21 protein-coding genes are annotated in these 21,871 nt (G+C 69.0%); 4 read left to right on the forward strand and 17 right to left on the reverse strand.

From position 1 onward, the window contains the following. Positions 1–18: 18 nt before the first annotated feature. The 10 genes from BMW75_RS26220 to BMW75_RS26265 all read right to left on the reverse strand — a co-directional run bounded on the left by BMW75_RS26220 (position 19) and on the right by BMW75_RS26265 (position 9,042). Entirely contained in the window at positions 19–387 is a 369-nt protein-coding gene (locus BMW75_RS26220; RefSeq protein WP_076516203.1) for a COG4315 family predicted lipoprotein, read from the reverse strand. Between the two features lie 97 nt (positions 388–484). After that, complete coding sequence (locus BMW75_RS26225) at positions 485–949, reverse strand: GNAT family N-acetyltransferase (RefSeq protein ID WP_076516201.1); 465 nt, start codon at positions 947–949, stop codon at positions 485–487. 70 nt (positions 950–1,019) lie between these two features. Next, positions 1,020–2,426: a DUF1501 domain-containing protein gene (locus BMW75_RS26230; RefSeq protein ID WP_092582478.1), complete on the reverse strand. Its 1,407-nt coding sequence runs from the start codon at positions 2,424–2,426 to the stop codon at positions 1,020–1,022. 29 nt (positions 2,427–2,455) lie between these two features. Further along, positions 2,456–4,006: a DUF1800 domain-containing protein gene (locus BMW75_RS26235; protein ID WP_092582479.1), complete on the reverse strand. Its 1,551-nt coding sequence runs from the start codon at positions 4,004–4,006 to the stop codon at positions 2,456–2,458. A 140-nt stretch (positions 4,007–4,146) separates the two neighbouring features. Continuing rightward, complete coding sequence (locus tag BMW75_RS26240; protein ID WP_092582480.1) at positions 4,147–4,851, reverse strand: SDR family oxidoreductase; 705 nt, start codon at positions 4,849–4,851, stop codon at positions 4,147–4,149. A 47-nt stretch (positions 4,852–4,898) separates the two neighbouring features. Further along, positions 4,899–6,215, reverse strand: coding sequence for a PQQ-dependent sugar dehydrogenase (locus BMW75_RS26245; RefSeq protein WP_092582481.1), 1,317 nt, complete (start codon positions 6,213–6,215; stop codon positions 4,899–4,901). Positions 6,216–6,225: 10 nt separating this feature from the next. After that, positions 6,226–6,654, reverse strand: a complete 429-nt coding sequence (locus tag BMW75_RS26250) for a universal stress protein (protein ID WP_092582482.1) — start codon at positions 6,652–6,654, stop codon at positions 6,226–6,228. 15 nt (positions 6,655–6,669) lie between these two features. Continuing rightward, positions 6,670–7,095 (reverse strand): universal stress protein, encoded by a 426-nt coding sequence (locus BMW75_RS26255; RefSeq protein WP_092582483.1) that lies wholly within the window; start codon positions 7,093–7,095, stop codon positions 6,670–6,672. A gap of 86 nt (positions 7,096–7,181) precedes the next feature. Next, positions 7,182–8,000, reverse strand: coding sequence for a glutamate racemase (gene murI / locus BMW75_RS26260; protein ID WP_092582484.1), 819 nt, complete (start codon positions 7,998–8,000; stop codon positions 7,182–7,184). A gap of 109 nt (positions 8,001–8,109) precedes the next feature. Next, the gene (locus BMW75_RS26265) at positions 8,110–9,042 is read right to left on the reverse strand and encodes a LysR family transcriptional regulator (protein WP_076516181.1); all 933 of its coding nucleotides are present in this window, start codon (positions 9,040–9,042) and stop codon (positions 8,110–8,112) included. A 138-nt stretch (positions 9,043–9,180) separates the two neighbouring features. Between BMW75_RS26265 and BMW75_RS26270 the strand changes: the two genes are divergently transcribed. The 4 genes from BMW75_RS26270 to BMW75_RS26285 all read left to right on the forward strand — a co-directional run bounded on the left by BMW75_RS26270 (position 9,181) and on the right by BMW75_RS26285 (position 12,512). Next, positions 9,181–9,756 (forward strand): chromate transporter, encoded by a 576-nt coding sequence (locus tag BMW75_RS26270; RefSeq protein ID WP_092582485.1) that lies wholly within the window; start codon positions 9,181–9,183, stop codon positions 9,754–9,756. Then, positions 9,753–10,277: a chromate transporter gene (locus BMW75_RS26275; protein ID WP_076516177.1), complete on the forward strand. Its 525-nt coding sequence runs from the start codon at positions 9,753–9,755 to the stop codon at positions 10,275–10,277. Before BMW75_RS26270 ends, BMW75_RS26275 begins: the two co-directional genes overlap by 4 nt. Before the next feature lie 68 nt (positions 10,278–10,345). Next, positions 10,346–11,104, forward strand: coding sequence for a DUF1345 domain-containing protein (locus BMW75_RS26280; protein ID WP_092582486.1), 759 nt, complete (start codon positions 10,346–10,348; stop codon positions 11,102–11,104). A gap of 163 nt (positions 11,105–11,267) precedes the next feature. After that, positions 11,268–12,512: an arsenic transporter gene (locus BMW75_RS26285; RefSeq protein ID WP_092582487.1), complete on the forward strand. Its 1,245-nt coding sequence runs from the start codon at positions 11,268–11,270 to the stop codon at positions 12,510–12,512. A gap of 30 nt (positions 12,513–12,542) precedes the next feature. On the opposite strand, the gene BMW75_RS26290 is transcribed toward BMW75_RS26285, so the two are convergent. The 7 genes from BMW75_RS26290 to BMW75_RS26320 all read right to left on the reverse strand — a co-directional run bounded on the left by BMW75_RS26290 (position 12,543) and on the right by BMW75_RS26320 (position 21,744). Then, the gene (locus BMW75_RS26290; protein ID WP_092582488.1) at positions 12,543–13,661 is read right to left on the reverse strand and encodes a methyltransferase; all 1,119 of its coding nucleotides are present in this window, start codon (positions 13,659–13,661) and stop codon (positions 12,543–12,545) included. A gap of 139 nt (positions 13,662–13,800) precedes the next feature. Next, the gene (locus BMW75_RS26295) at positions 13,801–15,468 is read right to left on the reverse strand and encodes an OFA family MFS transporter (protein ID WP_092582489.1); all 1,668 of its coding nucleotides are present in this window, start codon (positions 15,466–15,468) and stop codon (positions 13,801–13,803) included. A gap of 127 nt (positions 15,469–15,595) precedes the next feature. Beyond that, on the reverse strand, positions 15,596–15,853 hold the full coding sequence (locus BMW75_RS26300) for a formate dehydrogenase subunit delta (RefSeq protein ID WP_092582490.1): 258 nt from the start codon (positions 15,851–15,853) through the stop codon (positions 15,596–15,598). An 18-nt stretch (positions 15,854–15,871) separates the two neighbouring features. After that, entirely contained in the window at positions 15,872–16,693 is an 822-nt protein-coding gene (gene fdhD / locus BMW75_RS26305) for a formate dehydrogenase accessory sulfurtransferase FdhD (RefSeq protein WP_092582491.1), read from the reverse strand. A gap of 26 nt (positions 16,694–16,719) precedes the next feature. After that, positions 16,720–19,596, reverse strand: coding sequence for a formate dehydrogenase subunit alpha (gene fdhF, locus BMW75_RS26310; RefSeq protein ID WP_092582492.1), 2,877 nt, complete (start codon positions 19,594–19,596; stop codon positions 16,720–16,722). Between the two features lie 13 nt (positions 19,597–19,609). Continuing rightward, positions 19,610–21,190, reverse strand: a complete 1,581-nt coding sequence (locus tag BMW75_RS26315; RefSeq protein WP_092582493.1) for a formate dehydrogenase beta subunit — start codon at positions 21,188–21,190, stop codon at positions 19,610–19,612. Continuing rightward, positions 21,187–21,744, reverse strand: coding sequence for a formate dehydrogenase subunit gamma (locus BMW75_RS26320; protein WP_076516148.1), 558 nt, complete (start codon positions 21,742–21,744; stop codon positions 21,187–21,189). The genes BMW75_RS26315 and BMW75_RS26320 overlap by 4 nt, the downstream gene beginning before the upstream one ends. Positions 21,745–21,871 lie beyond the last annotated feature (127 nt).

The raw sequence follows: 21,871 nt of genomic DNA on the forward strand, positions 1-21,871 counted from the left end.
GCCGGGCGACCGTCCGGATCAGGGCTTGACGACGTGCCAGATGTCCCTGACGTTGTCGCCGGTCCTGTCGCCCGGCTTGGCGTCCTTGGCGAACAGATAGAGCGGCTTGCCCTTGTAGGCCCACTGCTTGCTGCCGTCGTCGCGGGTGATGATCGTCAGGTCGCCCATCGGCTTGGCGTCGGCGGCGGCCATGGCGGGCGGCCAGGCCTTCGCGCACTGGTCGACGCAGACGCTCTTGCCCGCGGAGTCCTTGTCGAAGGTGTACAGCGTCATGCCGGCGCTATTGACCAGGATGCCGTCCTGGGTCTTGACGGCCTGGGCGTGGGCGCCGGCCGAGAACAGGGCGGCGCAGGCGAGTGCCAGGGCCGCGGCGGTGTGTTTGCGCATGGTGTGCCTCGTAGGTGGGTAAGGTTGGGGACTGCCCTCTACGGACGCTTGCGGGCGCCGCCTTATTCCAGCGGCGCCAAAAAAAACCGCAGAGAGGTCAGGCGCCCGGCCGGACTGCGCCGGGTTCATACCGCATTTCATGCTCCAGCTCGGTCTCCTCGACGGGGGTGAAGCCCAGCGCTTCGTACAGCCGCCGGGCGGGATTGCCTTTCAGCACGCTCAACGTGACGGGCGCGCCTTCCGCGTCCGCCCGGTCCAGTACCCCGGCCAGCAGCCGGCGGCCCAGCCCCTGGCCCTGGAAAGCGGGATCGATCTGGATCTGCACGATGCGCCAGCCCACGGCGTCGCGGTAATGCTTGAACAGCCCGGCCGGCCGGCCGCCCAGCCAGACGATCTGCGCGTCGTCGAAGCGGTACTGGATCCGCGCCAGGTGCTGCGCGTCGTCCAACGGCGCCCCGGCGCGCCGCAGATGCTCGGTCATGGTCGACTTGCGCAGGGACAACAGGAACGGCAGGTCTTCTTCGGTGGCGGACTGCAGCGCCAGATCGGGGGACAGGTTCATCGTGCGGTGCGAAGGAAATGAAAGGAAACGCCATGCGCCGCCGCCAGGCGGGCGGGCCGTATGCATGACGTTATAGAACGGATGCGGGGCGGTGCGCCAGAATGTCCAACGGCTCAGGACCGAAATGCCGCAAATTCGGGAACACCGTCCGCAGGTCGTCCCGGCTGGCGCCGAACCACGCGCCCAGTTCGGCGCCCAACTGATCGACCGCCGTGGTGGGCAGCAGGCGGCCATTGTCGACGAAGCCTGGCCCGTTCAGGGCGATCTCCGGATGGGCGCCGTAGCAGCGGCCGCCGTTGACCGCGCCGCCCAGCACGAAATGGTGCGAGCCCCAGCCGTGATCCGAGCCGTTGCCGTTGGAGCCCAGCGTGCGGCCGAACTCGGACGCCGTGAAGGTGGTGACCTGTTCCGCCACGCCCATCGCCGACAGTGCCTGCTGGAATGCCGCCAGCCCCTGACCCAGCTCCTTCAGCAAGGCGGGGTGGGTGTCGTTCAGGCCGGTGTGGTTGTCATAGCCGTTCTGCGACACGAAGAACACCTGGCGGCGCGCGCCCAGCGCCTCGCGGGCGCCGATGATGCGCGCGACGATCCGCAACTGCTGCGCGAGCGGCGAGGAAAAGTCGCCGGGGACCGCCACGTCGGCCAGGGCCGCGCGCAGGCGCTTGTCGGCGGAGATGGACTGGGCGGCGATGCGCGACATTTCGCGCTCCATCAGGTGCTCGCGCGGCTCGGTGATCAGCGCGCGCAGCAGGGCGGTGCAGGCGCTGGAGCCGTACATGTCGCGCTGCAGCAGGTCGATCTGCGTGGACCCGTTGATGCCGACCCGATAGCCCGCCACCTTGCGGCCCGCCAGCAGCACGGTGCTGCCGCCGGCCGTGATGCCGGTGAAGGTGCGCTGCGCATTCGCGTCCGCGAACAGGTCCGTCAGCCGGCCGGCCCAGCCCGACGAGGCGCCCTCGGGGGCCAGCGCCTGCCAGACGGATTGCTGGTCGTTGTGCGAGAACAGCTTGGGCGGCAGGGGCACGCGCGCGCCGATGTATTCGGCCTTGGTGGTGGGCACGATCAGCGGGCCCACGTTCAGCAGCGCGGCCATCTCGCCGCGCTCGTACAGCGGGGCCAGCGGCGCGAGCGCCGGCGCCAGGGCGAACTGCATGCCGCCCTGCGTGTCCGCCTTGCCGCGCAGCGCCGTGGCGCGCAGCGCGTCGCGGGGCAGGGCGATGTCGCCGCGCGCCGCGGCATAGGCGCGGTAGGACGACGGATCGTAGGGAACCAGCGTGTTGTAGGGATCGTTGCCGCCGTAAAGGAAGACGCACACGAGCGCCTTGTAGGCCGGCGGAGCGGATTGCGCCGCCGCCGCGCCGATCGCGGCGAGATTGAGCGCCAGCGGGGCGGCGGCCCCGGTCGCGCCCAGCGCGCAGGCGCGCAGCAGAAAGTCGCGGCGGTCGATACCGCGGCGGTCGACACCGGGGCGGTCCATACCGCGGCGGTCGAGGCTGGGGCGGTCTGTCATTTCTGCACCAGATATTCAGGGGTGGCGGCCACCAGCATGATGGCGGCGCGGACCCGGTCGCGCGGGCGGTCCGGCGGCAGCGTGGCGACCGCCTGGGCGATGGCGGCTGCCGTGCGCGGGCTGAAGGCGTCGCCCGCCAGCAGCAGCACCACGCGCGCCACCAGCGCCTCCGGATTCCCGGCGAGCGCGATCTCCGGCGCGTAGTCGGTCTGCAGGTCTTCCCAGCCGCGGTCCGCGTAGATCGCCAGGAAGTTCAGGTAGCCGGCGATGCTGGTCTCGTCCGTGATCTGCAGTTCCGGCGCAACCAGGTGGCGCCGGGCCAGTTCGGTCACCGGCGGCACGTAGCGCGGCCGGAAGAAGTTGAACACCGTCGCCGACCGCATCGGGCTCTGCGCCAGCCGGATGGTGTTGTCGGTGGTGTCCGGCATGGCCCATTCGCCGTTGGTGGATGTCGCCCCGAAGGCGCGCGCCCAACCCGAAAAGCGCAGGATGGGCTCGCGCACCTTGCCCCAGTAGGGCGAGCCCAGGTCCGGCTGGCGCGCCTCCGGATCCAGCAGGATGGCGCGCACCACCGCTTTCAGGTTGCCGCGCCGGCCACGGCCGTCGTCGTTGAACACGGCCGACACGCGGCCGACGTAGGCGGGACTGGGATTGCTGGTCACCATGCGCTGGATGAGCTGCATGCCGATGAATGGCCCCACGTTCGGGTGGGCGCTGATGACTTCCATGGCGCGCTTGAGCGACAGGTGGCCGTCGGTGCCGGGCGGGATGACGGCGCCCAGGAAGCGCTTTTCCGACAGGGAGTGCAGGGCGTTGTTCAGCGCCATGGGACGGCGATGGAACTCTACGTCCGTTTCCGGGCCGTTGATGTCCCAGCCGGTGAAGACCTTGGCCAGGCCCTGCACGTCGGCGTTGGTGTAGGTTTCCACGGGCGCGCCGTTGACCCGTTTCACCGTGCCGTCCTGTTCCAGTTCCAGCAGGCCGATGCTGAAAAGCTGCATGACCTCGCGCGCGTAGTTCTCGTCGGGATGGCGGCCGGTCTTGGGGTCTTCCTTGCGGTTGCCGCGATACGTCAGCATGCAGCCCATCGAGAGATTGCGCGTCACGGCGGTCAGCAGGTCCTGGTAGTTGCCCAGCGCGTGCTCGGCGAGCAGGTCCATGAAGCCCGCCGCGCCGAAAAGCGGCCACGATGCGGTGATGGATGACACGCCGACGACGAAGATCTCCGACAGCGAAAACGCGACCCGCGTGCGCACCTGGTCGGGCGCGCTGATGAATTTGCGCCACAACGTGGATTCCAGCGGCGCGTTGATGCCGTTGCCCTTGAAGGCCTCGGTGTTCTTCTGCTGCAACAGCAGCCAATCGAAATGCGTCTGCGACGGCGGCATCGCCAGCTGCGCGTCCAGCCAGGCAGCGTACCCGTCACGCACGACGGCCTGGATATCGTCCGGCGTGGGGCCGAACGTGGCCTGCGCCAGAAAGCGCGAGGCCTGGCCCGGGGTGGGGGATGCGGACTGCGGCGCAGCCGCTGACGGCAGAGCGGACATGCGCCAGGCACCTCGTCGAATGCGAACACCTACGGTACTAAAGGCCGGGGGCGGGCTTCAATACCGTCATTCGGACGAGGGACTACGCCAAATGCATGATCCTCATGGCGATGGCGCTGGCGCCGTCGCGCCGCGGCGTCCTACACGGATCGCGTGATGCCGCCGTCGATGCGGATGTTCTGCCCGGTGATGTAGGAAGACGCGTCCGACGCGAGGAAGGCGATCAGGTCCGCGACCTCCTGCGCCGTGCCGTAGCGGCCCATCGGGATGCGCACGCGGCGGTCGTCCTTTTCCGGCAGGCTGTCGATAAAGCCCGGTAGCACGTTGTTCATGCGCACGTTGTGCTGCGCGTATTCGTCGGAAAACACCTTGGTGAAGGCGGCCAGCCCGGCGCGGAACACGCCCGACGTCGGAAACAGGGCTTCCGGCTCGAAGGTGGCGTAGGTGGAGATGTTGACGATGGCGCCGGACTGCTGCTGCTTCATCACCGGCGCGACCAAGCGCGTGATGCGCACCACGTTCAACAGGTAGAACTCCATGCCCAGGTGCCAGTCGTCGTCGCTGATTTCCAGCAGCGGCCCTTTCGGACCGTGGCCCGCGCTGTTGACCACCGCATCCACGCGGCCCCACTTCTGCAGCGCGGCGTCCACCAGGCGGGACAGGTCCTCGGGCGAGCGGTTCGAACCCGTGACGCCCAGACCGCCCAGTTCCTGCGCCAGGGCTGCGCCCTTGCCTGACGACGACAGAATCGCAATGCGGTAACCGTCGGCCGCCAGCTTGCGGGCCGCCGCCGCGCCCATGCCGCTGCCGGCCGCCGTGAGAATCGCCACTTTTTCCGTGCTCATGCTCGCTCCAGTCTGGAATTCGGGAGCGGCCATTGTAGGGGCGGCGCCTAGGGCGCGGGCGCTACCCGCCAGACCACGTTGCCCACGTCGTCCGCCACCAGCAGGCCGCCCCGCTTGTCGATGGCCACGCCGACCGGCCGGCCTTGCGCCTGCCCCGCGTCGTCCAGGAATCCGGTCAGCACGTCCCGCGCGGGCCCGGCGGGCCGGTTCTGGTCGAAGGGCACGAAGATCACTTTGTAGCCGCTGCGCGGATCGCGGTTCCAGGAACCGTGCTGGCCCACGAACATGCCGTGGACAAAGGGTTCCGGCAGCGCGGCGCCGCCCGACCAGGCCAGCCCCAGCGACGCGGTGTGCGGACCCAGCGCATAGTCGGGCACGATCGCCCGCGCCACCAGATCCGGCCGCGGAGGCTGCACCCGGGTGTCGACATGCTGGCCGAAATAGCTGTACGGCCAGCCATAGAAGCCCCCGTCGCGCACCGAGGTCATGTAGTCGGGCACGAGGTCGCTGCCCAGTTCGTCGCGCTCGTTGACAGCGGTCCAGAGCGTCTTGCCGTCCGGCGCCCAGGCCATGCCCACCGGATTGCGCAATCCCGTGGCGTAGAGGCGCTTTTGCCCGCTGGCGACGTCCAGTTCCCAGATCGCGGCTCGGCCTTCCTCGATGTCCAGGCCGTTTTCGCCCACGTTGCTGTTGGAGCCGACGGACACATACAGCCGGGCGCCGTCCGGGCTGGCGATCAGGTTCTTGGTCCAGTGGTGGTTCAGGCCCGCGGGCAGGTCGGTGACCCGCACGCCCGGCGCCGTGATCCGGGTCTGGCCGGGTTCGAAGGGATAGCGCACGACCGCATCGGCATTGGCCACGTAGAGATGGCCGTCGACGAACGCCATGCCGAACGGCGAGTTCAGCCCTTCCAGCAGCGCCGTGCGGGTCTCGGCCACTCCATCGTGGTCGGCATCGCGCAGCAGGGTGATGCGGTTGGCGCTGACGGTCTTTGCGCCCGCGCGCTTCATCACCAGGCCGGCGGCCCATTGCTTGATGCCGCCCGGCGCGTCCTCGGGCTTGGGCGGCGCGTTGGTCTCGGCCACCAGTACGTCGCCATTGGGCAGCACGTACAGCCAGCGCGGGTGGTCCAGTCCGCTGGCAAAGGCCGTCACGGCCAGGCCCTGGGCGGGTATCGGCTGCGCGCCCGGCGCCCAGCCCACGGCCTTGGCCGTGTTCACCGTGGGAATGAGGGTGGGGTTGGGGGCAGGCAGTTGGGGGTTCGGTCCCATGCCGGCTTCGACGGGCAGTTTGGCGACCTCGCCGCAGCCGCCGAGCATCGTCAACGCCAGCCCGGCCGCCAGCACGAGTCGCAGGGGGTGCATGGGTTTTGGCCTACTTCACCAGCGTGACCGGCACCTGCGCCAGCTGCACCACCTGGTTGGCGATCGAGCCGATCAGGATGTTGAGCAACTTGCCGTTGCCGCGCGTGCCCATGACGATGCGCGCGCAGCCATGGTCCTGCGCATAGCCCGCGATTTCGGTGGGCGCGTGCCCGAAGACGACGTGGCTCACGTAGTCCACGCCCGCCGCATTGAGCAGCTTGCGCGCTGATTCGGTGGCCTCCTGGCCCTCGCGGGCGTAGAAGTCATTGATCATCTCTTGCGTGATCAGCCGCGACACGCCGGCCCGCCCGCGCGGCGGCGTCTGGATGTTCAGGAGATGGATGCGCGCGGACTGGGCGCCTTGGGCAAGGCGGCGCGCGTACACGACGGCGCGGTCGGCGTTCTCGGAGCCGTCGACGGGAACCAGGATGTTCAGCATGGATGCTCCTTTGCCTTACTTGACCAGCGTGATGGGCAGGTCGGTCAGGGACAGGACACCCGTGGCGACCGAGCCCATGAAAAACGCCGACACCGAGCCCAGGCCGCGCGTGCCCATGAAGATCTCGTTGGCGCCGGTTTCATCTGCCACGCGGGCGATGGTCTCGGCGGGAGAGCCAGCCAGGATGTGGGTCTCGAACGGCACCCCCGACTGCGTCAGCAGGTCGCGGGCGGCCTGCAGCGCGGCCTCGCCTTCTTCCTGGTGGTAGGCGTCGATCTCTTCCTGCGACAGGCCGCTGCCGAAGGCCCCGGCCTGCAGGGGAAGCTGCACGGCCAGCAGGTCGACCCGTTCGACCGGATCGTAGCGGCGGGCGTCGAGCAGCGCCTTGACCGCATTCAGCGCGGGTTCCGAGCCGTCGACGGGGATCAGGATGCGTTTCATGGGCATTTCCTTGTGCGGGCCGTGGGGCGGTCTTGCCAATGTATCTCACATTCGCCCCGCCGGCGCCGCCCGGAAGATGCGCCAGATCAAGCCGCGGGCGTTCCCCGCCAGCGCTCGGGCACGGCGTGCGCGACCAGGTCCTGGCCCAGCAGCCCGCTTGCCAGGCGGGACAGCGCGGCAGCCTCGCCCGTGGTCTGCAGCGCCAGGGTGCCGGGGCCTTGCCCGCGCAACAGGCCGCGTTCCTGCAACTGGTGGCGCAGCCAGCGCGCCACCGGGGCGCCCGTCTCGAGCAGCGGCACGCCCGGTCCGGCCGCCTCCTGGATCAGATCGCGCAGGAAAGGAAAGTGCGTGCAGCCCAGCACCAGCACGTCCGCGCCAGCGTCCCGTAGTTCGGCCACCGGGGCGCGCACCGCGGCCTGGGCCTCGGGTCCGGACAGCACCCCCCGTTCGACCAGCCGCACCCACTGCGGGCAGGGCCGCAGCAGGATGCGCACTTCGGGCGCCTCGCGTTGCGCCAGCGCGGCGAACTTGGGGCTGGCGAGCGTGCCGGTCGTGGCGAAGACGCCCACCACGCCCGTGTGCGTCAGGTGCGCCGCGGGCTTGATGGCCGGTTCGACGCCGATGATGAGCAGGCCGGGATGGCGCTGGCGCAGCAACGAGATCGCGGCGGCCGTGGCCGTGTTGCAGGCCACCACCATCGCGCGCGCCTGGCGGGACACAAAGTAGTCGGCGATCGCGCAGGCGCGGCGCTCGACGAATTCCTGGGATTTTTCCCCGTAGGGCACGTGGGCGGCGTCGGCCACGTACAGCAGCGGCTCATGGGGCAGCGCGTCGCGGATCGCGCGCAGCACGCTCAGGCCGCCGACGCCGGAGTCGTACACGCCGATGGGGGATTCGGAAAGCATGGGATAAGGCGGGTGCTAAATGCGGTGGCGGCAAGTGTAGCGCCGGGGCAGGGAGGCGGCGCCGGGCCTCGTTCCTGGTGCCGCGCCGCCCCGGCGCCGGGAGCGCGCCTCAGAGGCCTTCGCCCGCCTGCGGCTCGTCCCGCTGCCGCCGCGCCTGGTCGATCAGCTTGCGGGCGGCGCCGGACAGGGGCTCGTCCCGCCAGATCAGATTCAGCGGCGCGCGCAGCGCGGCGGGATGCGTGACGCTGACGTACACCACGCCCTCGATGTTCACGCGGCGCAGCGACGCCGGCACCAGCGACACGCCCAGCCCGGCGGCCACCAGGCTCAGCGTCGACAGCATGCGGGGCGCCTCCTGCGTCACCCGCGGGCTGAAGCCTTCGGCGCTGCATGCGGTAATGATCGCGTCGTACAGGCCCGGACCGCTGTGGCGGCGATACAGGATGAGCGATTCGTCCGCCAGCTCCGACAGGGCGATGTGCGTGCGCGTACGCCCCTTCACCGCGGGATGGTCCGCCGGAAAGGCCGCCAGCATGGCTTCTTCAAGCACGGTTTCCATCTGCACGCCGCGGTCCGCGCCGTGCGCGCCCCGGATGAACGCCACATCGATGCGCCCTTCGGCCACGGCCTCGCGCAGTTCGCCCGTGCTGCTTTCTTCGAGCACCAGGCGCACCTGCGGCGCGCTCTCGCGGAAACGCCGGATCACCGCGGGCACGAAGGGGTGGAACGCGGCCGATCCCGTGAATCCCACCGTCAGGCGGCCGGCTTCGCCCTGCGACACGCGGCGCACGCCGTCCACGGCCTGGTCCACCATCGCGATGATGTTGCGCGCATCGTCCAGCAGCGCGCGCCCGCTTTCGGTCAGTTCCATGCCGCGCGGCAGCCGATGGAACAGCGTGACGCCCAGCTCCGCTTCCAGCACGCGGATCTGCTGGCTGAGGGGCGGCTGGCGGATGCCCAGCCGGGCCGCGGCCTTGGTCAGGTGGGCTTCTTCGGCAACAGCCAGGAAATAGCGCAAAAGCCGCAGGTCTACGGATGCCATATTTTGTCGATATGAATATTGAGTCGTCCATATATTAGACATTATCTTTAACGAAGCGTAGGCTGCGATCCTGATATCCACCCCAGGCGCGCCGCCGCGCCCGCCCCGATTGCCGGCTCCGCACCGGCCAGACTTCACATGAATGCAGCACCCACCACCCCGCCGGCCGGGTTACCGCCGCCTCCCACTTGCGGCCAGTTGTTCCAAGGATTCCTGATGCTCGGCCTGACCGCTTTCGGCGGCGCCTTGCCCCTGGCGCGCCGCATGGTGGTCGAAAAACACCGCTGGCTGAGCGGCGCCGAATTCACCGAGCTGCTGGGCCTGTGCCAGTTCCTGCCGGGCGGCAACATCATCAATCTGTCCGTGGCCCTGGGCATGAAATTCCGGGGTCCCCGCGGCGCCTTCGCCGCCCTGATGGGGCTGATCCTGGCGCCATCGCTCATCGTCGTCATGCTCGGCATGGTGTACGACCGCTTCCAGGACGACCCCCACATCCAGCATCTTTTTGCCGGCCTGGCTGCCGCGGCCGCGGGGCTGCTGATCTCGATGGCGGTCAAGATCGGCATGCCCGTCGTCAAGCGCCGCGACTGGCTCGCGGGCGTCGTCGCCACCGCCTGTTTCATCGCCATCGCCGTGCTGCGCGTGCCGCTCCTGCCGACCATGGCGGTGCTGACGCCGCTCAGCATCCTGATGGTCTGGAGGCAACGCCAATGATCCACACCCTGATCGCCCTCGTCCTGATTTTCTCGGAGCTGTCCGTGCTGGCCTTCGGCGGCGGCAACACCATCCTGCCCGAGATGCAGCGCCAGGTTGTCGACGTGCACGGCTGGATGACGGCGGCCGACTTCTCGGCGCTCTTCGCGCTGGGCCAGGCCGCGCCGGGTCCCAACCTGATGGTCGTCACCCTGGTCGGCTGGCACGTCGCCGGCTGGGCCGGCATGCTGGCCACCACCATCGCCAAGTTCGGCCCGTCGTCCCTCATCACCATCTTCGCGCTGGGGCTGTGGGAACGCTTCAAGGACCGGCCGTGGCGCGGCGTCATCCAGGCGGGCATCTTCCCCATGACCGTGGGCCTGGTCGCGGCCAGCGCGGCGCTCATCACCGAGGCCTCGGTGCATTCCTGGCTGCTCGGCGCCATCGCCGCCACGGTGGCGCTGCTGGGCAGCGTCACGCGCATCCATCCCCTGTGGCTGCTGTTCGGGGGCGCGCTGGCCGGTTTGCTCGGTATCGGTTAGCGTAAGGGCCTGCGCGGCGCGCCGGGCGCGAAACCAGCCCGGGGCCGCGCCGCGGACAGGAGCCCGTCATGCAGCCGCCCAAGGATGACAGGGTCCGGGATCACGATGCCCGGAACCACACGGCCCGGCATCACAACGCCCGGCAAGCCAGGACCCGCGACGCCGACACCCCAGACGCGTCGCTCCCCGACCGCCTGCCGTTCCTGCACGCGCACCGCAGGCTGATGCTGTGCGCCGGCCTGCTGCTGGCGGTGACGGCCGTGCTGGACGCCGCCGGCCTGCCGCCCAGCCTGTCCATCCTGCTCGGCTTCGACGCGGGCGCGCTGGTCTTCCTGGTGCTCACCGCGCGCGTCTTCGCCCGCACCAGTCCAGCCCAGATGCGACTGCATGCGCGCCAGCACGATGTGGGGCGCTCGGGCGTGCTCTGGAGCAGCGTGGCCCTGTCCTGCATGGTCCTGGTCGCCCTGTGGGTCGAACTGCGCGCCCAGGGCAGCGGCGGCGCCGTCGTGGACATGCTGGCGGCCGCGGTCACCATCGTGCTGTCGTGGCTCTACATGAACATGATCTATGCCTTGCACTATGCGCACGGCTACTACGGGCACGACAGCGCCATGCACAAGGGCCTGGATTTTCCGGGCACGCAGGATCCGGACTACTGGGACTTCGCCTATTTCTCGGTGGTGCTGGGCATGACCTTCCAGGTCTCCGACGTGCAGATCGTCAACCGGCGCGTGCGGCGGCTGGCCATGACGCATGGCGTCATCGCGTTCTTCTTCAATGTGTTCATCATTGCGATCAGCGTGAATGTGGCGGCGGGCAGGGCATAGGGCATCGCGAGAGCCCCGGCGCCATCGCCGGGCCGCGAAGCTGTCATCCCGTTGAACGTCGCCGCGACGGCTGCGCGTGGTCGCTGACGCTGGAAAGGTTGTGCTCTAACATGCGACTTCCCTGAGGGCCTCTTCTTCCCTTCCTTGATTCCCTGTTGAAAGCATGTCGCTATCCCATGCCGTGATCTGGTTGATTGCCGCCGCAACCACCATGGCCATCCTGTTTCGTCCCTGGCGGCTGCCCGAATACGTGTGGGCCTGCGTCGGCGCCATCGCCCTGGTGGCATTGGGGCTGGTGCCTGCCGGACAGGCCGGCGCCGCCATCCTCGAAGGCACCGACGTCTACTTGTTCCTGATCGGCATGATGCTGGTGGCGGAGGTCGCCCGTCAGGAAGGCCTGTTCGACTGGCTGGCGGTCGCGGCCGCCAACCATGCCGCCGGGTCGGCGCGGCGGCTTTTCGATCTGGTGTTCCTGGTGGGGACCGTGGTCACCGTGCTGCTGTCCAACGACGCCACCGCCGTGGTGCTGACGCCCGCCGTCTATGCGGTGACGCGCGTGGTCGGCGCGCCGCCCTTGCCCTACCTGTACGTCTGCGCCTTCATCGCCAACGCGGCCAGCTTCGTGCTGCCGATTTCAAACCCGGCCAATCTGGTCGTGTTCGGCGACCGCATGCCCGCGCTGGCGCCGTGGCTGGCGCACTTCGCCCTGCCATCCGCGCTGGCCATCGGTTCCACCTACGTCACGTTGCGCCTGGTGTTCCGCCATGACCTGCGGCAGCCCTTGAAGCCGTCGCCGGCCTTGCCGCCCATGGCATTGCCGCTGCGGATGGCCGCGCTGGGCGTGGCCGTCACCGCGGGCACGCTGCTCGTCACGTCGGCCCTGGGGCACCGCCTGGGCTTGCCCACGCTGGTGGCCGGCTGCGTGTCGGCGGCGCTGGTGCTGGCGGTCACGCGATCCAGCCCGCTGCGCCTCGTCAAGGGCGTCGCGTGGGGCGTCTTGCCGCTGGTCGCGGGATTGTTCGTGCTGGTCCAGGGCATGGCCGCCAGCGGCGTGTTGCAGGATCTGGCGGACGCGATGCGCGGCCTGTCGGCGGACGCGGCGCTGTGGGCAGGCGGCGTGGGCGCCGCGCTCGCGGGCAACGTCATCAACAATCTGCCTGCAGGACTGATGGCGGGCTCGTTGGCGCGCATGGCGGACCTGTCCGGCTCCGCCACCGCCGCGCTGCTGATCGGGATCGACCTGGGTCCCAACCTGTCCGTGAGCGGCTCGCTCGCCACCTTGCTGTGGCTGCTGGCCGTGCGCCGGGAAGGCATGCACGTCAGCGCGCTCAGCTTTCTTCGGCTGGGTCTGGTGGTCATGCCGCCCGCGCTGGTGCTGGCGTTGGGGGCGCTGCACGTCTTCAGTTGAGGGCGCGACGGGGGGCGTCGCGCTGCGCATTCAAGCCGCGCCCAATCTCCACAGCGACGTGACTTCCTTGGAGCGCGCCGCGAACAAGGGATCGTCCGCATCCCTTGCCTTGCCGTGCATCGGCCGCGTGTCCAGCTTCTCGATCACGCGAAGGCCCGCCGCTTCGATCATCTCCAGCAACTGCGCCCGCGTGCGCAGGCCCAGGTGCTCGGCCAGGTCCGACAGGATCAGCCAGCCCTCGCCATTGGGCGTCAGATGGTCCTTCAATCCGTTCAGGAACCCGCGCAGCATGCGGCTGTCCGGGTCGTACACCGCGTGCTCCAGCGGCGAGCTGGGCCGCGCGGGCAGCCACGGCGGGTTGCAGACGATCAGCGACACCCGGCCTTCGGGGAACAGGTCGGTCTGTTCGACGTCGACCTGTCCGGCCAGGCCCAGCCGTTCCAGGTTTTCGCGCGCGCAGGCGATGGCGCGGGGATCCATGTCGGTGGCGATGACGCGCTTGCCGCCGCGCCGGGCGATCACCGCCGCGAGCACGCCGGTGCCGGTGCCGATGTCGAAGGCGACGCTGCCGCGCGGCATCGGCGTGTTGGCGACCAGTTCCACGTATTCGCCGCGCACCGGTGAAAACACGCCGTAGTGCGGGTGGATGCGGTTGTTCAGGGCGGGAATTTCGACGCCTTTCCTGCGCCATTCGTAGGCGCCGATCTGGCCGAGCAGTTCGCGCAGCGAGGCGACGTAGGGTTCGTCAGCCGGGCCGTGCGCGGCTTCGCAGGCCAGATGGGCGTCGGGGGCGCGGCGCAGCGGGATGACGTGGCCGGCCTCGAAGGGGATGAGCAGCATGCCCAGGATGCGGGCGCGTTGCGACTGCGTCTGGCGGTGCTGGTTGAAGGCGTCCAGCAGGGTGTCGACCGGTTTGCGCGGGCGCTTGTCGACGCGCCGGGTCATCGCCTGCAACAGCTGGCGCGCATTCTGGAAGTCGCCGCGCCACAGCAGGCCGACCCCTTCGCAGGCCTGGCGGTAGGCCACGTCCGCGGTGATCGTGTCGTCGGCGACGACGACGCGCTTGGGCGGCGTGGCGCCGGTTTCCGAGCGCCAGCGGGCGGAGCGGGCAACGCCGTCCTCTTCCCAGTGCAGTTCGGGGGCGGTCAAGATGTCGCTCCGGCGGGGAAACGGGGGAAGGGCAGGATCATGGGGAAGGCATAAAAGAAAAGGGCGCGGGCTGCCAATGTAGCAGCTTCGCGCCCTGGCGCGGCGCGCGGCGCCAGGGCGCCGCGGCTGCGCGGGGGGATCAGTGGAACAGGACGACGGCCTTTTGCAGCGTGATCCAGATGCCCCAGGCCAGCGGGATGCCCACGCAGGCCCATGCGAACGCGATCAGCGCGGGCGGCGTGCGGAAGCTGGACTTGCCCACGCCATGGGTTTCGGCCGCAACCGCGCGCTCGTGCGCCAGGGCTTTTTCGCGGGCGAGTTCCTCATCGGTCATGAAGTACTTGGCGTTGACCGGCCGGATCGCCAGATTGCACAGGAACCCGACGACCAGCATCCCCGCCAGGATGTACATGGTGATGTCGTACACCTGGGCGCGCGGCACGCCGATGGACAGCTGGTATTCCCGGATGTAGTTGACCAGGACCGGACCGAAGATGCCGGCCGCGGACCACGCCGTCAGCAGGCGTCCGTGGATGGCCCCGACCATCTGGGTGCCGAACAGGTCGGCCAGATAGGCGGGCACGGTCGCGAAGCCGCCGCCGTACATCGACAGGATGACGCAGAAGGCGGCGACGAACAGGGCCAAAGCGCCCATGTGCGCGGTCCAGGGGATGGCGGCGTACAGGAAAAAGCCCAGCACGAAGAAGACGAAGTACGTCATCTTGCGGCCCAGCTTGTCCGACAGGCTGGCCCAGAAAAAGCGGCCGCCGATGTTGAACAGGCTGAGCAGCCCGGTAAAGCCGGCCGCGATGGCGGCGATGGCCGCAAGCTGGTCCTTGTCGAGCTGGCCGAACCCCAACTCCGGTTTGTCGATCAGGCCGCCGCCGAACACTTCCTGCAGCAGCGGCGAGGCCATGCCCAGGATGCCGATGCCGGCCGTGACGTTCAGGCACAGCGCCCACCAGACCAGCCAGAATTGCGGCACGCCCCACACGCGCTTCACGTGCACGTGGCGCTGCGTGATCATGACGTTGTTGACCTGCTTGGCGGGCGGCGTCCAGCCCGCGGGCTTCCAGCCGGTGGGCGGCACGCGGTAACCCAGCGCGCCCGACATCATGAAGATGAAGTACACCAGCGCCATGGTCAGGAAGGTCTGCCACACGCCCGGCGAGGTCGGCGTCGCGAAGTGGCGCATCAGCAGGTCGGCCAGCGGCGCGCCGATCATGGCGCCGCCGCCAAAGCCCATGATGGCCATGCCGGTCGCCATGCCGCGGCGGTCCGGGAACCACTTGATCAGCGTGCTGACCGGCGAGATGTAGCCCAGGCCCAGTCCGATGCCGCCGATGACGCCGGACCCCAGCCACAGCATCCACATCTGGTGCAGATAGATGCCGATGGCCGAGATGACCAGGCCGCCGCACCAGCACAGCGCCGACACGACGCCCGCCTTGCGCGGACCGGCGCGTTCCAGCCAGCCGCCCCACAGCGCGGCCGAGCAGCCCAGCAGCACGAAAAAGAGGGTGTACATCCACCCCATGGTGGAAATCTTCCAGTCGCAGCTCGTGGTGAAGAGCTCGGCCACGAGACTCATGTCGGGCGGGCACGCCAGCGGCTTGGACCCGCCCACCACCTTGGACAGCGGCAGCCAGAACACCGAAAAGCCGTAGGCCATGCCGATGCACAGGTGGATGGCCAGTGCGGCCGGCGGTACCAGCCAGCGCGAGAAGCCCGGCCCGGCGATGGTGCGTTCTTTGTCGAAAAAGCCCGGCCGTGAGCCGGGCAGGTCCAGGGTGGCACTACTTTCCATGATGTCTCCTCAAGGGTGCGGCTTTATAGCGTGCGTAGGCCGGAAAAGCCCGGTCCCGCCGCCTCTTTTATGGATCTGTTGCTGTCCTGCGACTTCGGAGCGGCCGTCATGTTACGGCCCGGATGCGCTAGGTGACGCGCGCCTGCGGCGTGAGGCGCGTTCGATGCTGCGTGACCGCCTGCAGCACCAGCGGGTGCAACTGTTCTTCGCCGGCATCGCCATCGGGGCTGCGCGCCAGGAAGTCCAGCAGTTCGGTGCGCATGCGCGGCTCCCAGAACTTCTGGATGTGATTGGCGACGCCCTCCAGCGCCTCGGCCCGGTCCGGCATGGCGTCGAAGAATTGGCCGATGCGGTTGGCCATGCGGATCAGATTGAGGATTTCCATTGCTGTCGTGCGTCCGGTTCAGGTAAGGATGCGTTCGGGGTGGGCGTAGATGGCGGCGTCGTCGTCGCGCAGAAAGCCCAGCAGCGTCACGTTGGCGTCGGTGGCCAGGCGGATGGCGAGTGCGGTCGGGGCCGACACGGACGCCAGCACGGCGACGCCGGCGGCGGCCGTCTTTTGCACCATCTCGAAACTGGCGCGGCTGGACACCACGACGATGCCGTCGGCGGCGTTCACGGCCTGGCGGGCCAGCGCGCCGACCAGCTTGTCCAGCGCGTTGTGGCGGCCCACGTCCTCGCGGACCAGGGCCACGGCGCCATCGCCGCCGGCCCATCCGGCGGCGTGCGTGGCGCCGGTGATGTCGTGCAGCGTCTGGCGCGCGCGCATGTCGCGCATGGCGGCCAGCACGGCCCCGATGCGGACCGGCGCGCCGTTGGTCACCGGCGCCACCGGGCGCAGCACTTCCGGCAGCGTCTCCACGCCGCACAGGCCGCAGCCGGTGCGGCCCGCCATGGCGCGGCGCCGCGTCTTCAGGCGCATTTCGCAGGCCGAGGAAATTTCCAGCTGCACGACGATGCCGCCGCATTGCGGCAGCACGTCGATGCCGCGCACGTCGCTCACGCTGTCGATGATGCCCTCCGACAGCGAGAACCCCACGGCAAAGTCTTCCAGGTCCGCCGGCGTGGCCAGCATGGTCGCGTGGCTGATGCCGTTGAACTCCAGCGCCACCGGGGTTTCCTCGGCGACGTGATCGGTTTCGGCGTCGGGGGCGATGACGCCCGCGCGCACGCGGATCACCTGGGTCGGCGTGCAGTCGGGGCGGGCGTGGGTTGGCGTAGGCATGGGATCCCTGGCGTGCTGGCGGTCGGTTACTTCCCGGTCAGCGCCGCCTCGGTCTCGCGCGAGCGTTCGCGCAGCAGCTTTTGCTGGATATCCGCAAATCGCGACCACTGGCGCTGCCATTCCGAGGGCTGGGACACGCGCGTGACCTGCACGGCCGTGACCTTGTACTCGGGGCAGTTGGTCGCCCAGTCGGAACTGTCGGTGGTGACGACGTTGGCGCCGGACTCGGGAAAGTGGAACGTGGTGTATACCACGCCCGGCTGCACCCGGTCGGTCAGCGTGGCGCGCAGCACGGTCTCGCCGCTGCGGCTCTGGATGCCGACCCAATCGCCCTCGGCCACGCCGCGGTCCTCGGCGTCCTGCGGGTGGATTTCCAGCACGTCCTCGCTATGCCACATGACGTTGGGCGTGCGGCGCGTCTGCGCGCCCACGTTGTATTGCGACAGGATGCGGCCCGTGGTCAGCAGCAGCGGGAAGCGGCGCGTGCTGCGTTCGTCGGTGGGCACGTACTTGGTGATCATGAACCTGCCCTTGCCGCGCACGAACTGGTCGATGTGCATGATGGGCGTGCCGTCCGGCGCATCGTCGTTGCAGGGCCACTGCAGGCTGCCCAGCTTGTCCAGCTTGTCGTACGTGACGCCGGCGAACGTGGGCGTGAGCCGCGCGATCTCTTCCATGATCTCGCGCGGGTGCCTGTAGGTCATGGGGTAGCCCAGCGCGTTGGACAGCGCCACGGTGACTTCCCAATCGGACTTGCCGTTCTTGGGCTCCATGACTTTGCGCACGCGCGAGATGCGGCGCTCGGCGTTGGTGAACGTGCCGTCCTTTTCCAGGAACGACGAGCCCGGCAGGAACACGTGGGCGTACTTGGCGGTCTCGTTCAGGAACAGGTCCTGCACCACGATGCATTCCATCGCGGCCAGGGACGCGGCCACGTGCTGCGTGTTGGGATCGGACTGCACGATGTCCTCGCCCTGGCAGTACAGGCCCTTGAAGGTTCCGCCCAGCGCGGCCTCGAACATGTTGGGGATGCGCAGGCCGGGCTCGGGCTGCAGCGTGACGCCCCAGTCCTTTTCGAACTGCGCGCGCACGGTGTTGTCCGAGATGTGGCGATAGCCGGGCAGCTCGTGCGGAAACGAGCCCATGTCGCACGAGCCCTGCACGTTGTTCTGGCCGCGCAGCGGGTTCACGCCCACGCCTTCGCGGCCGATGTTGCCGGTGGCCATGGCCAGGTTGGCGATCGCCATGACGGTGGTCGAGCCCTGGCTGTGCTCGGTGACGCCCAGGCCGTAATAGATGGAGCCGTTGCCGCCCGTGGCAAAGAGCCGCGCCGCGCCGCGCACCGCCTGCGCCGGCACGCCGGTGATTTCTTCCATGGCCTCCGGCGAGTTCTCGGGCAGCGAGACGAAGTCGCGCCATTCCCTGAATGCCTTTTCCTCGCAGCGTTCGGCCACGAAGTCTTCGGCGATCAGGCCCTCGGTGGCGATGACGTGGGCCAGCGAGGACAGCAGCGCGGTATTGGTGCCGGGCCGCACCTGCAGGTGGTAGTCGGCCTTGATGTGGGGCGAGCTGACCAGTTCGATGCGGCGCGGGTCGATGACGATCAGCCGCGCGCCTTCGCGCAGGCGGCGTTTCAGGCGCGAGGCGAACACCGGGTGGCCGCTGCTGGGATTGGCGCCCATGACGATGACCACATCCGTGTGCATCACGGAGTCGAAGGTCTGCGTGCCGGCCGATTCGCCCAGCGTCTGCTTCAGGCCATAGCCGGTGGGCGAATGGCACACGCGCGCGCAGGTGTCGACGTTGTTGGTGCCAAAGGCCGCGCGCACCAGCTTCTGCACCAGCCAGGTTTCCTCGTTGGTGCAGCGCGAGGACGTGATGCCGCCCACCGCGTCGCGCCCGTACTGGTTCTGGATGCGGCGGAATTCGGACGCGGCGTAGTCGATCGCCTCTTCCCAGGACACTTCCTTCCAGGAATCGGTGATGTGCTTGCGGATCATGGGCTTGAGCACGCGCTCCTTGTGCGTGGCGTAGCCCCAGGCGAAGCGCCCCTTCACGCAGGAATGGCCGCGGTTGGCCTGGCCGTCCTTCCAGGGCACCATGCGCACCACTTCCTGGCCTTTCATTTCGGCCTTGAAGCCGCAGCCCACGCCGCAGTAGGCGCAGGTGGTCACGACCGAGTGTTCGGCCTGGCCCATCATGATGACGGTCTTTTCCTGCAGCGTGGCGGTGGGACAGGCCTGCACGCAGGCGCCGCAGGACACGCACTCGCTGTCCAGAAACGGCTGGTCCTGTCCCGGCGACACGCGGGACTCGAAGCCCTTGCCGGAGATCGTCAGCGCGAAGGTGCCCTGCGTTTCCTCGCAGGCGCGCACGCAGCGGTTGCAGACGATGCACTTGGAGGCGTCGTAGGTGAAGTAGGGGTTGGACTCGTCCTTCTCCGCCTTGAGATGGTTGGCGCCGTCGTAGCCGTAGCGCACGTTGCGCAGGCCCACCACGCCGGCCATGTCCTGCAGCTCGCAGTCGCCGTTGGCGGGGCAGGTCAGGCAGTCCAGCGGGTGGTCCGAGATGTACAGCTCCATGACGCCGCGGCGCAGGTCGTGCAGCTTGGGCGTTTCGGTGTAGACCACCATGCCGTTTTCGGCGGGCGTGGTACAGGACGCGGGATAGCCGCGGCGGCCTTCGATCTGCACCAGGCACAGCCGGCACGAGCCGAACGGCTCCAGGCTGTCGGTGGCGCAGAGCTTCGGGATGTTGATGCCCGCGTCCGCGGCCGCGCGCATCAGCGACGTGCCTTCGGGCACGGTGACTTCCTGGCCGTCGATGGTCAGGGTGACGGTGTTTTCGGACACGCGCGCCGGCGTGCCCATGTCGCGATCGCGCTTGATGACGGTTTCTAGCATGGCGGTCTCGGGTTCAGGCCGCGTGGGCGGCAGAATGGGAGGACTCGATGCCGAAGTCCTGCGGAAAATGGTTCAGCGCGGACAGCACCGGGTAGGGCGCCATGCCCCCCAGCGCGCACAGCGAACCGCCCAGCATCGTGTCGCACAGGTCGCGCAGCAGGTGCACCTGCTGTTCGCGCTGCTCGCGGCTCTGGCCGCCGGCGGCGATCTTGTCGATGGTTTCCACGCCGCGCGTCGAGCCGATGCGGCAGGGCGTGCACTTGCCACAGGATTCGATGGCGCAGAACTCCATTGCGTAGCGCGCCATGCGCGCCATGTCCACGGTGTCGTCGAACGCCACCAGCCCGCCGTGGCCGATCATGGCCGAGATCTGGACGTAGGCTTCGTAGTCCAGCGGCACGTCCCATTGCGACTCGGGCAGGTAGGCGCCCAGCGGGCCGCCCACCTGGACGGCGCGCAGCGGCCGTCCAGATGCGCTGCCGCCGCCAAAGCCGTACAGCAGGTCGCGCAGAGTCAGGCCGAACGCCTTTTCCACCAGCCCGCCCTGCTTGAGGTTGCCGGCAAGCTGGAACGGCAGGGTGCCGTGCGAGCGGCCCACGCCATAGTCGCGGTAGTACGCCGCGCCCTTGGCCAGGATGATGGGCACCGTGGCCAGCGAAATCACGTTGTTGATGACGGTGGGCTTGCCGAACAGGCCGGAAATGGCCGGGAGCGGCGGCTTGGCGCGGACCACGCCACGCTTGCCTTCCAGGCTTTCCAGCAAGGAGGTCTCTTCGCCGCAGATGTAGGCGCCCGCGCCCTTGCGCACCTCCAGGTCGAAGCGGCGGCCGCTGCCGTGCACGTCGTCGCCCAGCCAGCCGACGCTGCGCGCCCGCGCGATGGCCGCTTCCAGCGTGGCGATGGCGTGCGGGTATTCGGAGCGCACGTAGATGTAGCCGTAGGTCGCGCCCACCGCCAGGCCCGCGATGGTCATGCCTTCGATCAGGACGTACGGATCGCCTTCCATCAACAGGCGGTCGGCGAAGGTGCCGGAGTCGCCTTCGTCGGCGTTGCAGACGATGTACTTGGTGTCGCCGGGCGTGCCCGCCACGGTCTTCCATTTGACGCCGGTGGGAAAGGCCGCGCCGCCGCGGCCGCGCAGGCCGGATTCGACCATTTCGTCGACGATCTGGGCGGGGGGCATGGACAGCGCCCGCTTCAGGCCCTGCAGTCCGCCATGCGCGGCGTAGTCCTGCAAGGACAGCGGATCGATCACGCCAACGCGGGCGAAGGTCAGGCGTTCCTGCTGCTTGAGATAGGGGATTTGTTCGGTCGGGCCCAGGTGCAGCGGATGCTCGCCGCCGGTGTGGAAACCCGCGTCGAACAGCGATGCCACGTCTTCCGGCTGGACGGGACCGTAGGCGATCCGGCCCTCGGGGGTGGCCACCTCGACCAGCGGCTCCAGCCACAGCAGGCCGCGCGAGCCGTTGCGCACCACCTGCACGGCCAGGCCACGCTGGTCGGCGATGCGTTCGATGTCGCGGGCCACGGCGTCGGCGTCCATGGCCAGCGCCGCTGCGTCGCGCGGCACGTAGATGACGAGGGGGGCGCTCATGGCGTGTCCTCCAGCGTGCGGGCCAGCAGGCGGTCCAGCTTGGCTTCGGTGACGCGGGCGTGGGGCTGGCCGTCGATCATGACCGCCGGCGACTGGGCGCACAGGCCCAGGCAATAAACCGGCTCCAAGGTGAAGTTTCCGTCCCGGGTGCTGCCGTGGAAGTCGCAGCCCAGCGCGGCGCGCGCATGGGCAGCCAGGCGTTCGCCGCCCATGGACTGGCAGGCCTCGGCGCGGCAGACCTCGAGCGTATGGCGCGCGGCCGGTTCGGTGCGGAAATGGGGATAGAACGTGATGACGCCGTGGACTTCGGCGCGGGAGAGGTTCAGGGCCTCGGCGATGGTCTGCACCGCCTCGGCCGGAATACAGCCCAGCTCGTGCTGGACCGCATGCAGCACCGGCAGCAGCGGGCCGGGCTGGTCTTTGAGCCGGGCAAGGATGCGGGCCGTGGCCGCGATGGCCGGGGTGGGGGACGCCTGGGCGGCGTCCAGGGCGAGCTTGCCGCCCCGGGCTCCACCGCTGGATGCCAGATCGGATTTTGCCTCGCGCAGGTGCACGTCGGTCTCCTCCTGTGTTGCGTGACCCCATCAAGGGGGCGTTTTGCGGGGCGGGATCGGACGCTGATTAATATGCTTTAAAAAACATATAAAACGCCCGTCTGCCTCATTATTTGTGTACTCTAAC

The sequence above is a fragment of the Achromobacter sp. NFACC18-2 genome (assembly GCF_900108985.1).
In the GTDB taxonomy this organism is placed as follows: Bacteria; Pseudomonadota; Gammaproteobacteria; order Burkholderiales; family Burkholderiaceae_B; genus Achromobacter.

Bases quoted from the DNA above. Each gene is read 5' to 3' on its own strand.
- BMW75_RS26220 (WP_076516203.1), bottom strand. From the start codon at position 387: ATGCGCAAACACACCGCCGCGGCCCTGGCACTCGCCTGCGCCGCCCTG.
- BMW75_RS26225 (WP_076516201.1), bottom strand. From the start codon at position 949: ATGAACCTGTCCCCCGATCTGGCGCTGCAGTCCGCCACCGAAGAAGAC.
- BMW75_RS26230 (WP_092582478.1), bottom strand. From the start codon at position 2,426: ATGGACCGCCCCGGTGTCGACCGCCGCGGTATCGACCGCCGCGACTTT.
- BMW75_RS26235 (WP_092582479.1), bottom strand. From the start codon at position 4,006: ATGTCCGCTCTGCCGTCAGCGGCTGCGCCGCAGTCCGCATCCCCCACC.
- BMW75_RS26240 (WP_092582480.1), bottom strand. From the start codon at position 4,851: ATGAGCACGGAAAAAGTGGCGATTCTCACGGCGGCCGGCAGCGGCATG.
- BMW75_RS26245 (WP_092582481.1), bottom strand. From the start codon at position 6,215: ATGCACCCCCTGCGACTCGTGCTGGCGGCCGGGCTGGCGTTGACGATG.
- BMW75_RS26250 (WP_092582482.1), bottom strand. From the start codon at position 6,654: ATGCTGAACATCCTGGTTCCCGTCGACGGCTCCGAGAACGCCGACCGC.
- BMW75_RS26255 (WP_092582483.1), bottom strand. From the start codon at position 7,095: ATGAAACGCATCCTGATCCCCGTCGACGGCTCGGAACCCGCGCTGAAT.
- murI (WP_092582484.1), bottom strand. From the start codon at position 8,000: ATGCTTTCCGAATCCCCCATCGGCGTGTACGACTCCGGCGTCGGCGGC.
- BMW75_RS26265 (WP_076516181.1), bottom strand. From the start codon at position 9,042: ATGGCATCCGTAGACCTGCGGCTTTTGCGCTATTTCCTGGCTGTTGCC.
- BMW75_RS26270 (WP_092582485.1), top strand. From the start codon at position 9,181: ATGAATGCAGCACCCACCACCCCGCCGGCCGGGTTACCGCCGCCTCCC.
- BMW75_RS26275 (WP_076516177.1), top strand. From the start codon at position 9,753: ATGATCCACACCCTGATCGCCCTCGTCCTGATTTTCTCGGAGCTGTCC.
- BMW75_RS26280 (WP_092582486.1), top strand. From the start codon at position 10,346: ATGCAGCCGCCCAAGGATGACAGGGTCCGGGATCACGATGCCCGGAAC.
- BMW75_RS26285 (WP_092582487.1), top strand. From the start codon at position 11,268: ATGTCGCTATCCCATGCCGTGATCTGGTTGATTGCCGCCGCAACCACC.
- BMW75_RS26295 (WP_092582489.1), bottom strand. From the start codon at position 15,468: ATGGAAAGTAGTGCCACCCTGGACCTGCCCGGCTCACGGCCGGGCTTT.
- BMW75_RS26300 (WP_092582490.1), bottom strand. From the start codon at position 15,853: ATGGAAATCCTCAATCTGATCCGCATGGCCAACCGCATCGGCCAATTC.
- fdhD (WP_092582491.1), bottom strand. From the start codon at position 16,693: ATGCCTACGCCAACCCACGCCCGCCCCGACTGCACGCCGACCCAGGTG.
- fdhF (WP_092582492.1), bottom strand. From the start codon at position 19,596: ATGCTAGAAACCGTCATCAAGCGCGATCGCGACATGGGCACGCCGGCG.
- BMW75_RS26315 (WP_092582493.1), bottom strand. From the start codon at position 21,190: ATGAGCGCCCCCCTCGTCATCTACGTGCCGCGCGACGCAGCGGCGCTG.